This window comes from Microbacterium sp. NPDC057741 (assembly GCF_042798735.1).
Taxonomy (GTDB): domain Bacteria; phylum Actinomycetota; class Actinomycetes; order Actinomycetales; family Microbacteriaceae; genus Microbacterium.
Genome location: NZ_JBHVJW010000003.1, coordinates 312253 through 326656, shown reverse-complemented (window position 1 = coordinate 326656; position 14404 = coordinate 312253). Strand labels below are relative to the sequence as shown.

Sequence of the window (14404 nt, the reverse complement as noted above, 5' to 3'; positions counted from 1 at the left end):
GATGCATCCCTCGTACATCTGCAGGATGATCCGCGGGCTCGCACCTGGCGGAGCATCCGGCCGGTGGCGGCGGACACGCCGCGGAATCCTCCGCCGCTCGCCGGCCCGCCATCCGCGAGGACGACCCCCGGGACCGGATGTCGGACGGCGCGCGCTACCCGGCCGACACGGCCTCCCGCACCTGCCGGTGCAGCTCGTCGTGATCCTCCTCGGTCAGCGGCTCGTCGCCGCCGAACGTGTACGGCGCGCCGGTGCCGGTCTCGATGAACGCTTTGAGGCTGCCACCCGCGAACGCGCTCCAGGCGTTCGCGCACACCTCGTAGCACTCGACATCGCCGGTGAGTCCCTCGTGGGTGAACGTCACGGTCGTGCCGGCATCCGTCTCGGCGATCTCGAAGCGCACCGTGCTGCCGTTCCACTCCTGCTTGTCGTCGATGAAGTCGAGGTAGCTGCCGGTGACGAGCCAGGTGACGAGGCGACCGGGGTCGAGCTCGGTGACCCGGAAGCCGGAGTAGTGCAGTCCGGGCACGACGTAGACGAACTCGTCACCGACAGCGGTGGTCGTCCCGGTGATCCGCCCCCACCAGCCGGCGACGTCGTTGATCGCGTCGTAGGCCTGTTCCGGCGTCTTGCCGACGGTGAAGGATGTGGTGTAGTTCGCGGACATGAGAACTCCTTGCTTGCGTGATGCAACTTGGTGATCGGATGCTACGCGCGGTCACTTGCATCACGCAAGTGGTAATCTCAGAGCCATGCTCGGCCGGACGTACGACACGCAGATCTGCTCGATCGCCAGGTCTCTCGAGCAGGTCGGCGAGCGCTGGAGCCTGCTGATCCTGCGCGACGCGCTGATGGCGCGCGTCACGCGCTTCAGCGACTTCCAGGCGAACCTCGGCATCGCCACGAACGTGCTCACCACCCGGCTGGAGTCGTTCGTCGAGTCGGGGATCATGCAGCGCAACGGCGCGGTCGACTACCTGCTCACCGGCAAGGGGCGTGATCTCGCGACCGCCCTCATCGCGCTCACCGAATGGGGCGACGCCTGGGCATCCCCGATCGAGCCGCCGATCCTCTACCGTCATACGGTGTGCGGAGACGGCGCGGTGCACGCGGTCACGGCGTGCGAGGAGTGCGGCATCGTGCCTCCCGAAGAGGTCACGATCGCGATCGGCCCCGGCATGCCTGCGGACTACCTCGCGCAGAGGCGCGGACCCCGGTCACGGTCCTGACCCCGCGACACATGCAGGGCGACACACCCGCAGGGCGACACACCGCCGACCCGCCCGGCATCCGGAACTTCGCCCTGCAAGTGGAACCGGACACACCCCCGGAACCGAGCCGTCGACTCAGGCCAGCCCGTGCTCGAAGGCGAAGACGACCAGCTGCACGCGGTCGCGCAGCGCGAGCTTGGTGAGGATGCGGCTGATGTGCGTCTTCACGGTGGCCTCGCTGAGGAACTCGCGCGCCGCGATCTCGGAGTTCGACAGGCCGCGCGCCGCGAGCGCGAAGATCTCGCGCTCGCGCTCGGTCAGGTCGCCGTACGATGCCGGCACCGGCTTGGTCTCGGGGGTGAAGTGCGCGAACAGGTCGCGCGTCGCGGATGCCGCGATCACACTCGACCCGGACTCGACAGTGCGGATGGCTGCGAGAAGGAACTCCGGGTCGGCGTCCTTGAGCAGGAAGCCGCTCGCGCCCTGCCGGATGGCGCGCGCCGCGGCCTCGTCGAGGTCGAAGGTGGTGAGCATGACGATGCGCGGCGCGTCCGGCCGAGCGAGGATCTCGGCAGTCGCGGTGAGGCCGTCCATCACCGGCATCCGGATGTCCATCAGCACCACGTCGGGGCGAGTCTGCGCGACGACGGCGAGCGCCTCTTGACCGTCGCCCGCCTCACCCACGACCGTCATGTCGGCCTGCGACGACACCAGCATGCGGATGCCGGCGCGGAACAGCGCCTGGTCGTCGACGAGTACGACGTTGATCATGAAGAGGGTCCGGTTCCTGAGTGTGACGAAGGGCCGATCGGCAGACGGGCGCCGACGACGAATCGTTCGCCGTGGCGCTCGGCCTGAAGCGTACCGCCCACGAGCTGCGCGCGCTCGCGCATGCCGATCACGCCGTGCCCGCCGATCGACGGCCGGTCATCGCCGGACACCTCATTCGAGACCGTCACGTCGACGGCGTCGGCCCACCAGCTCAGGCGCACGTCCACCCCGCCGGTGCCGTGCCGCAGCGCGTTCGTGAGCGCCTCCTGCAGGATGCGGTAGACGGCGAGCTGGATCGCCGCCGGCGGCTCACCGGGCGGCATCGGGTCGACCGTGACCCGGGGCTCGACGCCGGCCTGACGCACCTGGGCGAACAGGGTCTCCAGGTCGGCGAGCGTCGGCTGCGGGCCGTCGCCCTGCCGATGGCGCAGTTGGGTCAGCAGCATCCGCACGTCCGACAGCGCGCCGCGCGCGGTCTGCGCGATCGTGCCGAGCGCCTCCTGCGCGATCTGCGGATCGGATGCCGCTGCATAGCGCGCCCCGTCGGCCTGGGCGATCACGACGGCGAGCGAGTGTGCGACGACGTCGTGCATGTCGCGGGCGATGCGCACGCGCTCCGCCTCCTCGGCGGCGGTGGCCTCGGCGCGCAGCTGGGCGTCACGGGTCTCGCGCACCCGCACGACCTGACGCCAGAGCAGACCCGCGCCCCAGGACAGGGCGAGAGAGAGGCCGACGACTGAGCCCATGAGCGCCGCGACGAGCAGCACGCGCACCCCTGCGGAGACCAGGCCCTCGGAGAGTCCGAACTGCTGCACGCCGATGTACAGCCCAGCGAGCACTCCTCCCCCGACGGCTGAGATCCCGCCGGCCCAGAGCACCTTGTGCGAGCCCCAGGCCGCCGTCGCGAACAGCACCGCGAAGACCGCGACGTTGCTCGCCATGGGCGGCAATCCCGCCAGCATCTGCAGCAGGCAGGCACCCCACGCGATGGCGAGCGCGATCGGAGGCGACAGCCTGCTGATCGCGGCCGCGGCCCACAACGCGGCGCTGATGACGATGGAGACCGTGATCGCCAGCCAGTCCGGCGTCAGCCAGGCGCTCAGCGACCCCGCGCCCATGATGAACGCGAGCGGCGCGGTGACCAGGAAGCCGAACGCGGAGCCGACGATGTCGAGCACCAGCCAGCGGCGCGGAACGGATCTGATCACATCACCACGCTACGCGAGGGGCTGTGCGCCCGGCATCCGTCGCGGGATGTATCCCCGCTACACCCGGCAGAGGATCTCGCCATGCGGGACGAGGTACCAGCCGTCGTCGGACGCCGCCCACGCCCGCCACGCGTCGCTGATGCGCTGCAGGTCGTCCTGCGTGGCGTAGCCGCCGTCTAGCAGCTGACGGGTCAGCGCCGACTCCAGGATGCGGTCCGCCCACATGCCGCCCCACCACTCGCGCTGCTCGGGCTCGGCATAGCACCAGGTGGATGCCGTGGCCGTGACCTCCGTGAAGCCCGCAGCGTGGGCCCAGGACAGCAGCCGGCGCCCGGCATCCGGCTCGCCGCCGTTCGCGCGGGCCGCGACCTTGTACAGCCGCAGCCACTCGTCGAGCTCGGGGAGCACCGGGAACCAGATGAAGCCGGAGTAGTCCGAGTCGCGCGCCGCGACGACGCCGCCCGGCTTGGTGACGCGTCGCATCTCGCGCAGCGCCTGCACCGGGTCGGCAACGTGCTGCAGCACCTGGTGCGCGTGCACGACGTCAAAGGAGTCGTCGCCGAAGGACAGCGCGTGCACGTCCTCCACCGAGAAGTCGATGTTGCGGATGCCGCGCTCCGCGGCGAGCCTCTTCGACAGGGCCAGTGCGTCCTCGTCGATCTCGGTCGCAGTCACGCGAGCGACCCGCTCGGCGAACTCCATCGTGATCGTGCCGGGGCCCGCGCCGACGTCGAGAAGCGTGGCGTCCGGGGTGAGGTGCTCCGCGAGGTACGCGGCCGAGTTGGCGATCGTGCGGCTGCTGTGCGAACGGAGGACGGATTCGTGATGCCCGTGGGTGTAGGTCGCCATGGGGACAGTCTGTCAGGGCGGGTGCCGGTCGTTACGCGCGGTCCCTGACGTCGAGCGAGCGCGGAAGGAGCTGGCTGACGAAGCTTCGTCTCGTCGCTGGCGCTCCTCGCGGGGCGACCCGGATGCTCAACTCCCGGCGACGTCGAGCATCCGGCGCATCCGCCGGCGGTCGGGCTTGCCCGACGCGAGCATCGGGAAGTCGTCGAGCAGCACCAGCCGGGAGGGTCGCGCCGGCGCGCCGAGAGCGGCGGCGACGGCGTCGCGCACGCGCCCGAGCATCCCGTCCGCGGCATCCGGCATCGCGGACCTCGGCGCCACGACGACGGATGCCTCGCCCCAGCGCTCGTCCGCGACGCCGATGACCGCGGCGTGCTCCAGTCCAGGGATCCCACGGACGACGCGCTCGACGCGGTCGAGCGAGACGTTGATCCCACCCGAGACGATGACGTTGTCGATGCGGCCGTGAACGGCCACGGCTCCGGCATCCGACACCTCGCCGGCGTCGCCGGTGCGGTACCACAGTGCACCGTCGGCGTGCACGAACGTGCGGTCGGTGAGCTCCGGGTCGCCGAGATAGCCGTCGGCGAGGGTGGGACCGGCGATATTCAGTTCGCCGTCGAGCGTCTCGACCCGCACCCCGTCGAGGGGGATGTCGTCGTACACGCATCCGCCGGCCGTCTCGCTCGAGCCGTAGGTGCGCACGATGCGGGCACCTGCGTCGAGCGCGCGCCCGCGCAGCGGCGAGGGCAGCGACTGCCCGCCGACGAGGATCGCGTCATAGGCGGCCAGCGCGACGCGCACCGCGGGCAGGTCATCCGCGGCATCCAACAGGGTGGCGAGCTGTGCAGGAACGAGCGAGGTGTACCTCCGCTCGGCGGTCAGCTCAGATGTCGCCTCGACGAAGGCCTCCACGGTGAACCGCCCGTCGAGCAGCACGGGCGGCTCCCCCGCGGCGAGCGAACGGGCCAGCACTTGCAAGCCCGCGACATAGCCGGCGGGCAGCGCCAGCATCCACTGCCCCTGGCCGATGCGCGCGGCGGTCGCCGCCGCGCTCGCGCCCAGCGCGTCAGCGCTCAGCACGACCCGCTTCGGGATGCCAGAGGAGCCGGATGTCGCGATCACGACCGCCGTGCCGTCGGGCACCGTGTCACCGGCATCCGGAACGAACCCGAGCGCGAGCGGCCGCGAGCCGTCCAGCGCCGCGGGCAGCGCCTCCTGCACGCCGTGCGCGTCGGCGCCGTCGATCGGATGCAGCCTCATGTGCGCTCCTCGAGGAACATGGCTGCTCAGTAGTGGTACGGGAAAGCCGACCAGTCGGGGTCGCGCTTCTCGAGGAAGGAGTCGCGGCCCTCGACGGCCTCGTCGGTGCCGTACGCCAGCCTCGTGGCCTCGCCTGCGAACACCTGCTGGCCGACCATGCCGTCGTCGACCGCGTTGAACGCGAACTTCAGCATGCGGATGGCCGTGGGGCTCTTCGTGAGGATCGTGCGCGCCATCGAGACAGCCTCCCTCTCGAGGTCGGCGTGCGGGACCACGCGGTTGACCGCGCCCATCTCGTACGCCCGATCGGCGGAGTACTCCTCGGCGAGGAAGAACACCTCGCGGGCGAACTTCTGACCGACCTGACGCGCCATGTACGCCGAGCCGTAGCCGGCGTCGAAGCTGCCCACGTCGGCATCGGTCTGCTTGAACCGGCCGTGCTCGCGGGACGCGATGGTCAGGTCGCACACGATGTGCAGCGAGTGCCCGCCACCGGCCGCCCAGCCCGGCACGACCGCGATGACCACCTTCGGCATGAAGCGGATCAGCCGCTGCACCTCGAGGATGTGCAGCCGGCCGGCGCGCGCCGACGTTTCGTCTCGCTCAACCGCGGTTCCTGAGCGAGCGGAGCGAGACGAAGGGCGCTCAACGACCGACTCTTCGGAGTCGCTGTACTTGTACCCGTCCCGGCCGCGGATGCGCTGGTCGCCGCCGGAGCAGAACGCCCAGCCGCCGTCCTTCGGGCTCGGGCCGTTGCCGGTCAGCAGCACCACGCCGATGCGCGGGTCCTGCCGGGCGATGTCGAGTGCGCGGTACAGCTCGTCGACCGTGTGCGGGCGGAACGCGTTGCGCACCTCGGGGCGATCGAACGCGATCCGCGCGATGCGCCCGTCGCGCGACACATGCGCGGTGATGTCGGTGTACCCCTCGGCGCCGGGGGCGAGGACCCACTCAGAGGGGTCGAAGATATCGGAGACGAAGTCGTCGGTCACGGCATCCAGCCTATTCCGCCGCTGCGACTGCCTGTCTGTTCCGCGGGGATCAAAGCCACGTCACGTACGATCGTGGGCGTGCGTCTGACTCCTACTCTTCTCCGTCGTTCCCTTCTCGCCCTCACCGCGGCCGCAGCACTGGCGCTGGCCGGCTGCGCCTCGAACCCGGCGTCCGATCCGGCATCCGCCCCTGCGCCGTCGTCCTCCGCCGACGCCGCATCCGGCACCTGCCAGTACCCGGCCGACGGCCAGGCCGCTAAGGACGCCAAGGCGCCCGACGCCGAACCGACCGCGACCGGTGAAGTGTCGGCGACCATCAAGACCAGCGCCGGCGACCTCGCCGTCACGCTCGACGCCGACAAGACGCCGTGCACGGTGAACAGCTTCCTCTCACTCGGCAAGCAGGGCTACTTCGACGGCACGCAGTGCCATCGCCTCACCACGCAGGGCATCTTCGTGCTGCAGTGCGGCGACCCGACAGGCACCGGCTCCGGCGGCCCCGGGTACTCCTTCGCCGACGAGTTGGACGGCTCCGAGACCTACGGCGCGGGCACGCTCGCGATGGCCAACGCCGGCCCGAACACCAACGGCTCGCAGTTCTTCGTCGTCTACGCCGACAGCCAGCTGCCGCCGAACTACACCGTCTTCGGTCACCTCGACGACGCCAGCACCAAGATCGTCGCCGGCATCGGCGCCGCAGGCACCAAGGACGGCGGCCCCGACGGCGCACCCAAGACCCCGGTGACCCTGCTTTCGGTCACGCAGAACTGACCGAACGAGAACGGCACGGATGCCGGGAACATGAGTTCCCGGCATCCGTGCCGTTCTTCTGTCAGCTCAGCGTTGCCAGCTCAGCCGTGCCCTGCGCGCCTTGACGAAGCCGTCGACGATGTCCCAGATGCCGATGCCCGCGATGACGATGCCGGTCAGCGCGGCGAGCACCGCCGTCGCCTCGCCGGTCACGCCGTTCACCGTGAAGACGTCGTTGACGAACTCCGGGTTGTAGAGCACTCCGCGCCCCAGAGCGGTGAGTCCCAGGCTCATCACGCTGATCGCGATGGCGAAGTTGACCCAGGCCAGTGCCATCGTCCAGCGACCGCGCGCGTAGACGACGATCGCGAACACGGCCTCGGCGATGATCAGCAGGAACACCAGCCCCATCCACCACGGCCAGAGGTCGGGGTTGATGATCGGGAGCACCTCGTCGCCGGGCACGAAGCCGCGGAAGTGGTCCCAGAGCAGCGCACCGGCGAAGATGCCGAGCATGACGAGCGACCCGATCAGGTCGCCGCGAGCCGCCGTATCACTGCTCGGCTGCGGCAGCTGGTCGGGGTTCCACTCCAGGATGGTGTCTCCGGTGGATCCAGTGCGCTCGAGCACGAAGAAGACCAGGGTGGTCCAGAAGCTCACGTGCACGATCACGCTGAGCAGGGTCGCGATGCCCTGGCCGAAGATCTCGCCGATCGACGCCTCGGCGACGACCTGTCCGATCACGACCCCGGCGGTCGCGACGGCCGGCACCGTCCACAGCAGCAGGCGGAGCAGTCGCAGCCACGCCGCGTAGTAGCGGGGCCCGATCAGCCACATCGGACGGTCGATGAGGGATGCCGCGTAGGCGATCGGCTCGCCGAGCTCGGCGACGACTGCCCGCTCAGCCTCGTCGCGCGCTTCGCCCTGCTCGACACGGGGCTCGACCTGCTCGGCGATCGAGGCCTCGACCTCCGCGAGGATCTCGGGGCGCGCCGCTGTGGGCAGGGCGCGGGCGACGGCGCTGACGTAGCGCTCGGCGTAGGAAGCGGTGGTGGTCATGATCAGTCCTCCCCTTCGATGAGGGCGGCCGTGGCCGCAGCGATGACCGCGACCTCCTGAGTGAGGGTGTCGGCGAGGCGGATGCCCGACGCCGAGGTGCGGTAGAACTTGCGCGGACGCGCCTCTTCGGTGTTCCACTCGCTGTCGAGATAGCCCTGCTTCTCGAGACGGCGCAGCAGGGGGTAGAGCGTGTTCGCGTCGGTCGGGAACCCGGCCTCAGCGAGCTGCTCGAGCAGACCGTAGCCGTACCCCGGCTCGCGCAGCAGCTGCAGGCTGGCGAGCACGATCGTGCCGCGCCGCAGTTCCTGCAGATGGGTGTCGAACTCGCTGTCGTTCATGTCGATCACTATATTGTGCGACGCACACTATTGTCAAGACCCCGATATCGTGCGCATCAGCGCGGGCAGGATGGGGGGATGCTGGAGATCGTGACCGTCGACCCGTTCGACGACGACGCCGTGGACGCCTGGTGGGACGCGTACGCGGAGGCCCGCCGCGCCGACATGGGCGAGCATGCGCTGGTGTGGTCGAGGGAGGAGCGGCGCGCTGAGCTGCAGGAGCGCACGGGCACCTCCGAGACGCGCGCCTACATCGCCGCCCAGGACGGTGCCGTCGTCGGATCGGGCTCGCTCACCCGCTCGCTCAAGGACAACCTGCACTCCGCCGGCATCGGAGTGAACATCCCACCGCAGCACCGGCGGCAGGGCATCGGCACCGCGCTGCTCGCGCGCGTCGAGGCAGACGCGATCGAGGCCGGACGCACGACGATGCGGGCGGACATCCTGTGGCCCGCATCCGCTCCCGCCGACGGCGCCGGGCAGCCGAACCGCGAGTTCGCGCGGCGGCACGGCTTCGAGATTGCGATCGGCGACCTGCAGAACCGACTGGAGCTTCCGGTGCCGGAGGCCCTGATCGACGAGCTGCTCGCCGAGACTCCGGCATCCGACGGCTATGAGCTGCGTTCGTGGCACGGCCCGGTCCCCGAGGAGTTCGTCGCGGAGTGGTCCGCGCTCGACGCCCTGCTCGACACCGAGGCCCCCATGGGCGACCTCGACATCGAGGCGGCATCCGCGGACGTCGCCGACTTCCGCGCCGATGAGAGGCTGATCGCGAGGCAGAATCGCACCTCGTTCGGCACGGTCGCGCTCGCCCCGGACGGCGGAGTCGCCGCCTACACCCAGATCGTCGTCTCCGGCGACGACGGCAACGCGTATCAGTGGGGCACGCTGGTGCGCCGCGAGGACCGCGGGCACCGACTGGGGATGCGGGTGAAGCTCGCGAACCTGCGGATGCTGCAGCGCGACTCACCGCACACCCCACGCATCTACACGTTCAACGCGGAGTCGAACACGCACATGCTCGCCGTGAACACCCGGCTGGGCTTCGTGCCCACCGCCCGCATGGCCGAGCTTCAGAAGCGGATCTGACACCAGGCGGCTGAGCGCTCGCAGCGAGACCCCGGCTCCTGAGCGAGCGCAGCGAGACCCCCGGCTCATGCGCGAGCGCAGCGAGCCCCCGGCTCCTGAGCGAGCGCAGCGAGACGAAGGACGTCCGGCGCGGCATGATGGACGCATGCAGCCGCCGCTCGCCGACATCCTCTCCACCGCCCGCGTTGTCGCCCTGCCGATGCACACCCGGTTCCGCGGGGTGGATGTGCGCGAGGCCCTGCTCTTCGAGGGCCCGCAGGGCTGGGCGGAGTTCTCCCCCTTCGTCGAGTACGACGACGCCGAGGCAGCGACCTGGCTCGCCGCCTCGATCGACTTCGCCTGGAACGAGCAGCCCGCGCCGCTGCGCGACCGCATCCCCGTGAACGCGACGATCCCCGCGATCGAGGCGACCCGCGTCGCCGAAGTGCTGGCCCGCTTCGACGGATGCCGCACGGCCAAGGTCAAGGTCGCCGAGCGCGGCCAGAGCCTCGCGGACGACGTCGCCCGCGTGCGCGCGGTGCGCGAGGCGATGGGGCCGGAGGGCCGCATCCGCATCGACGCGAACGCCGGCTGGAACGTCGACGAGGCCGAGCACGCCCTGCATGCCCTGGCCGCCTACGACCTGGAGTACGCCGAGCAGCCCTGCGCCACCGTCGACGAGCTGGCCGAGCTGCGACGGCGCGTGAAGTACATGGGCATCCCGATCGCCGCCGACGAGAGCGTCCGCAAGGCGAGCGATCCGCTCGCGGTCGCTCAGGCGAAGGCAGCAGACCTGATCATCATCAAGGCGCAGCCGCTGGGCGGCATCCGGCGCGCGCTGCAGATCGTGGCGGATGCCGGGCTGCCGGCCGTCGTGTCGAGCGCGCTCGACACCGCCGTCGGGCTCGCGCAGGGTGCTGCGCTGGCGGCCGCGCTGCCGACGCTGGACTACGACTGCGGACTCGGCACCGCGTCGCTGTTCGCCGACGACGTCGCGGATGCCCGCCCTGTTGCCGGCTCGGTCAGCGCCGCGCGCGTCGTGCCGGACGCCGCTGCGCTGGAGCGTCTGGCGGCGCCTGCGGAGCGCCGGGATTGGTGGCTAGCGCGACTGCAGCGATGCCACTCTCTGCTTGCCGATCAGTAAAACAATCATCAAGAATCATTGACGGGCCACTTGCGCTCCCGTACGGTATCGATCGAACCAGTTTCGTTTGTATAGCTAACAAACAATGAACAGGAAGATCATGCCCCTACAACGACGTAGGACGGTCACGGGCCCCGCTGGGCTCGCACTCGCCGTCTCCCTCGCAGCTACAGCCCTGATCGCCCCGACTACAGCCTCCGCGGCGACCGCCACCGTCGCGGCCGACGCCAATCCGGCACCCGCTGTGGTGCCGGCGCTGAAGACCTGGACCGGCGGGTCCGGAGCGCTCAAGCTCAGCTCCACCACACGCATCGTGGCCGGCCCCGAGCTCGCCGACGTCGCCGCGCAGTTCGCCGGAGACCTCGACGACGTCACCGGGATGGCCCCCGATGTCGTGACCTCCGGGGCCCGCGCCGGCGACATCGTGCTCGACCTGGACGCAGCCGTGACGAACGCGGATGGCGGCGAGCGCTTCACGAAGGAGGGCTACGACCTCGCGATCGCGGATCGAGTGGAGATCACGGCGCCCAGCACGACCGGCGTCTTCTACGGCACCCGCTCCGTCCTGCAGATCCTCGCCGGAACCGACAGCCGGAGCACTCTGCCGCGCGGCGAGTCGGCGGACTGGCCGGACTACGCGGTGCGCGGCTTCACTCTCGACGTCGGCCGGCGCTTCTTCACAGCGGACTTCGTGCGCGACTACATCTCGATGATGAGCTGGTACAAGCTCAACAACTTCCAGATCCACCTCAACGACAACCAGATCGCACGGCCGTCGACCGGCTGGCAGGACGGCTACGCGGGCTTCCGGCTGAAATCCGACAACCCCGCTTTCGCGGGACTCGCCTCGGACGACGGCGCGTACACCCGCACGGACTGGAAATCCTTCGAGGACACCGCGGCCGCGCATCAGGTGCAGATCATCCCCGAGATCGACGTCCCCGCGCACTCCCTCGCGTTCATCAAGTGGAAGCCCGAGCTCGGGCTCAACGGCGGCGACTCCGATCACCTCGACCTCACGAAGCCCGCGACCACCGAGGTGATCAAGAGCGTCTTCGACGAGTTCGCCCCGTGGTTCGAGGGCCCCGACCTGCACTACGGCGCCGACGAGTACCCGCGCCAGTACGCGACCCAGTACCGAGACTTCTTCAACGCGATGGCCGAGCACGTCCGCGGCCTCGGAAAGCAGCCCCGCGCCTGGGGCAGCATGACCGTGATGAACGGCAACGCGGACGGCTATGACCGTGACGTCATCATCAACACCTGGAACGACGGCTGGTACGGGATGAAGGCGGCCGAGGCCGACGGCTACCGCTACATCAACACCAACGACGGCACGCTGTACGTCGTGCCGTTCGCCGACTACTACCACGGCAGCGGCCTGAACAACGCGAGCCTCTACGCCTCTTGGCAGCCCAACCGGCTCTCCTCGCAGGACACCGTCCCCGCCGGCGGCCCTGAGGGCGCCATGTTCGCGGTGTGGAACGACCTCGTCGACCGCGACTACACCGAGCTCGACGTGCACGGGCTCATCCGCGACTCGTTCCCGGTGATCGCGCAGAAGACCTGGACGGCGAAGAACCCGTCCCGCTCCTACGCGGACTTCACCTCCGACGTGTCGCGCATCGGGCGCGGGCCCGACCTGGGCGTGATCGAGCAGACCGGCGCCGCTGCGCCGGGCGAGCTGTCCTTCGGGGTGAAGGCCAACGCGAGCTCGACGGACGAAGGCAGCGATCCCGCCTTCCTCACGGACGGCCGAAGCCTCACGCGCTGGACGACCTCCGCCAAGACCGCCGACCTGCGCGTCGACCTGGGCGAGGCGCAGTCTGTGGGACGCCTCGAGGTCGACTGGGCAGGAACGGCGCCGGCATCCTTCCGCGTGGCGACCTCGGTCGACGGGCGGTTCTGGCAGGTCGCCGACGAGGCGACCGGCGGTGCCGGCGCCGTCGACCTGCGCGGCACGAAGGCCCGCTACGTCGCCCTGACCGGCATCGAGAGCGGCGGCGACGCCATCTCCGCCTGGGCGCTTCGCGTCTACGGTCCGACGCCGCTCACCGCCGGTGCCACGGCGACCTCATCCGGCGATGAGGCCGCAGGCACCCCCGCCGCGGACGCGATCGACGGCAACCCCGCCACCCGGTGGTCGGCGTCGTACGTCGCGCAGCCGTGGCTGGCGATCGACCTGGGCGCGAAGCAGAACCTCGACCGGATCGACATCCTCTGGGAGGCAGCCGCCGCCAGCGCGTACTCCGTGCAGGTGGGCGACGACGGCACGACCTGGCGCACCGTCGCCGAGCGCTCGGGCATGCCCGCCGCGACCGGCAAGAGCCGTGCGGACTCGGTGAGCTTCGACGCGGTCAGTGCCCGATACGTGCGGGTGCTGGTCACGGGCAAGAACATGAGCCCGTATCTGTCCATCATCGACGTGACGATCCCGCGCCCGGCCGGCGCCACGGCCGAGATCCTCGCCACCACCACGGCGACGTCCGACGCGGACGGTGTCTTCGGCGCAGCGGTGCCGGTGCACATCGCCGCGCTGGGCAGTGACGGCCCGGCATCCGGCCTCGAGTACCGCCTCGACGGCGGAGACTGGTTCGCCGTACCGGCATCCGGCGATGTCGAGGTGAGTGGCGAGGGTCGGCGTCTGCTCGAATACCGCGCCGCGGTCGGCAAGACGCAGGTCTCCGGCTACGCGGAGCTCGGCGTCGACACGGTCGGCCCGGTGACGCGGATCGACCTGTCGCGGTCGAACGGCGTGGCCACGGGTAAGAACCCGCTGACCGCCGTCATCACGGCGAAGGACGGGTTCAGTGCAATCGGCACCGTCGAGATGCGCGTCGACGGCGGCGCCTGGGCGACCGTCGCGGCGGGCGAGAGCGTGACCGTGTCGACCCGACCCGGACCGCACTTCGTCGAGGCACGCTCGACGGACGTGCACGGCAACGTCGGTGGAACGGTGAGCGCCGGCAAGCGCTGACCGCAGGGTCGGATGCGGGTGGGGCGTGCCGCCTCACCCGCATCCGCATGTCAGGGCTGCGCCAACAGCAGCGACACCAGGCGGCCGAGCTCGGCGCTGCCGGTCTGACGGAGCTGCTCGTCGTCGGCACCGCCCATCGCGCCGCGAACGGTCATGCCCTCCCACACGATCATGAGCAGACGCGCAGTCTCCTCGGCATCCGTGCGCAGGTTCAGGCACTCCTGGTCGACGATGTCGGTGATGATGCGGGCGATGCCCGCGACCATCTCGCGCTCCCCCGCCAGGTAGGCCGCACCGAACTCCGCGTCGCGGAGCGCGCGGATCCGGATCTCGCTCATGAGCATGACCCCGAGCCGGTCGTCACCGGCCGAGTCCATCACCTGCTGCACCAGTGACACCGGGTCGTCGAGCGCCAGCGCCCCAGAATCGGTCATCTGCTGCACGCGCTCGCGCACGGCGTTCACGCGGGCCTCGCCGACAGAGGCTGCCAGCGTGAGGAACAGTTCGTCCTTCGAGGCGAAGTTCGAGTAGAACGCGCCACGGGTGAACCCGGCGCGGTCGCACACCACTTCGACCGTCGCCCCTTCGAGGCCGACCTCGGCGAACACCTGCGCCGCCGCCTCGAGAAGACGGGCGCGCGTGTTCTCGCGGCTGCGGGTCGCGATCGTCGTCACGGACTGCACCTTCCTTTCACACCTGACACACAGGCTCTCACGAACATCTGGGAATACGATGCATTGACGTACTCAATACACGTCTGTATCGAGTGCACGAATG

At 70.2% G+C, this 14404-nt stretch carries 14 protein-coding genes; 5 read left to right on the top strand and 9 right to left on the bottom strand.

Translation table 11 applies throughout. The features are described from left to right. Positions 1 to 154: 154 nt before the first annotated feature. Positions 155 to 667, bottom strand: a complete 513-nt coding sequence (locus tag ACFVDO_RS12545; RefSeq protein ID WP_378860061.1) for an SRPBCC domain-containing protein — start codon at positions 665 to 667, stop codon at positions 155 to 157. An 85-nt stretch (positions 668 to 752) separates the two neighbouring features. Between ACFVDO_RS12545 and ACFVDO_RS12540 the strand changes: the two genes are divergently transcribed. Further along, positions 753 to 1229, top strand: coding sequence for a winged helix-turn-helix transcriptional regulator (locus ACFVDO_RS12540; RefSeq protein WP_378860060.1), 477 nt, complete (start codon positions 753 to 755; stop codon positions 1227 to 1229). A 117-nt stretch (positions 1230 to 1346) separates the two neighbouring features. On the opposite strand, the gene ACFVDO_RS12535 is transcribed toward ACFVDO_RS12540, so the two are convergent. The 5 genes from ACFVDO_RS12535 to ACFVDO_RS12515 all read right to left on the bottom strand — a co-directional run bounded on the left by ACFVDO_RS12535 (position 1347) and on the right by ACFVDO_RS12515 (position 6291). Then, positions 1347 to 1982, bottom strand: a complete 636-nt coding sequence (locus ACFVDO_RS12535; RefSeq protein WP_378860059.1) for a response regulator — start codon at positions 1980 to 1982, stop codon at positions 1347 to 1349. Next, positions 1979 to 3190, bottom strand: a complete 1212-nt coding sequence (locus ACFVDO_RS12530; protein ID WP_378860058.1) for a sensor histidine kinase — start codon at positions 3188 to 3190, stop codon at positions 1979 to 1981. Before ACFVDO_RS12530 ends, ACFVDO_RS12535 begins: the two co-directional genes overlap by 4 nt. Before the next feature lie 57 nt (positions 3191 to 3247). Continuing rightward, positions 3248 to 4039 (bottom strand): class I SAM-dependent methyltransferase, encoded by a 792-nt coding sequence (locus ACFVDO_RS12525; RefSeq protein ID WP_378860057.1) that lies wholly within the window; start codon positions 4037 to 4039, stop codon positions 3248 to 3250. A 126-nt stretch (positions 4040 to 4165) separates the two neighbouring features. Further along, positions 4166 to 5299 carry an AMP-binding protein gene (locus tag ACFVDO_RS12520; protein WP_378860056.1) on the bottom strand — a complete coding sequence of 378 codons (1134 nt, stop codon included), beginning with the start codon at positions 5297 to 5299 and terminating at the stop codon, positions 4166 to 4168. Positions 5300 to 5325: 26 nt separating this feature from the next. After that, the gene (locus ACFVDO_RS12515; RefSeq protein WP_378860055.1) at positions 5326 to 6291 is read right to left on the bottom strand and encodes a 1,4-dihydroxy-2-naphthoyl-CoA synthase; all 966 of its coding nucleotides are present in this window, start codon (positions 6289 to 6291) and stop codon (positions 5326 to 5328) included. 78 nt (positions 6292 to 6369) lie between these two features. Between ACFVDO_RS12515 and ACFVDO_RS12510 the strand changes: the two genes are divergently transcribed. Next, entirely contained in the window at positions 6370 to 7062 is a 693-nt protein-coding gene (locus tag ACFVDO_RS12510) for a peptidylprolyl isomerase (protein WP_378860054.1), read from the top strand. A 66-nt stretch (positions 7063 to 7128) separates the two neighbouring features. Here the strand turns inward: ACFVDO_RS12510 and ACFVDO_RS12505 are convergent, their stop codons facing one another. Further along, positions 7129 to 8100, bottom strand: coding sequence for a permease prefix domain 1-containing protein (locus ACFVDO_RS12505; protein WP_378859319.1), 972 nt, complete (start codon positions 8098 to 8100; stop codon positions 7129 to 7131). A 2-nt stretch (positions 8101 to 8102) separates the two neighbouring features. Further along, positions 8103 to 8438, bottom strand: coding sequence for a PadR family transcriptional regulator (locus ACFVDO_RS12500; protein ID WP_157312382.1), 336 nt, complete (start codon positions 8436 to 8438; stop codon positions 8103 to 8105). A gap of 78 nt (positions 8439 to 8516) precedes the next feature. Between ACFVDO_RS12500 and ACFVDO_RS12495 the strand changes: the two genes are divergently transcribed. The 3 genes from ACFVDO_RS12495 to ACFVDO_RS12485 all read left to right on the top strand — a co-directional run bounded on the left by ACFVDO_RS12495 (position 8517) and on the right by ACFVDO_RS12485 (position 13627). Beyond that, entirely contained in the window at positions 8517 to 9527 is a 1011-nt protein-coding gene (locus ACFVDO_RS12495; protein ID WP_378859318.1) for a GNAT family N-acetyltransferase, read from the top strand. Between the two features lie 145 nt (positions 9528 to 9672). Next, positions 9673 to 10650 (top strand): o-succinylbenzoate synthase, encoded by a 978-nt coding sequence (locus ACFVDO_RS12490; RefSeq protein ID WP_378886863.1) that lies wholly within the window; start codon positions 9673 to 9675, stop codon positions 10648 to 10650. Between the two features lie 85 nt (positions 10651 to 10735). Then, positions 10736 to 13627: a discoidin domain-containing protein gene (locus ACFVDO_RS12485; RefSeq protein WP_378886862.1), complete on the top strand. Its 2892-nt coding sequence runs from the start codon at positions 10736 to 10738 to the stop codon at positions 13625 to 13627. A gap of 50 nt (positions 13628 to 13677) precedes the next feature. Here ACFVDO_RS12485 and ACFVDO_RS12480 read toward each other — a convergent pair whose 3' ends face one another. Further along, positions 13678 to 14301 carry a TetR/AcrR family transcriptional regulator gene (locus tag ACFVDO_RS12480; protein WP_378859315.1) on the bottom strand — a complete coding sequence of 208 codons (624 nt, stop codon included), beginning with the start codon at positions 14299 to 14301 and terminating at the stop codon, positions 13678 to 13680. Positions 14302 to 14404 lie beyond the last annotated feature (103 nt).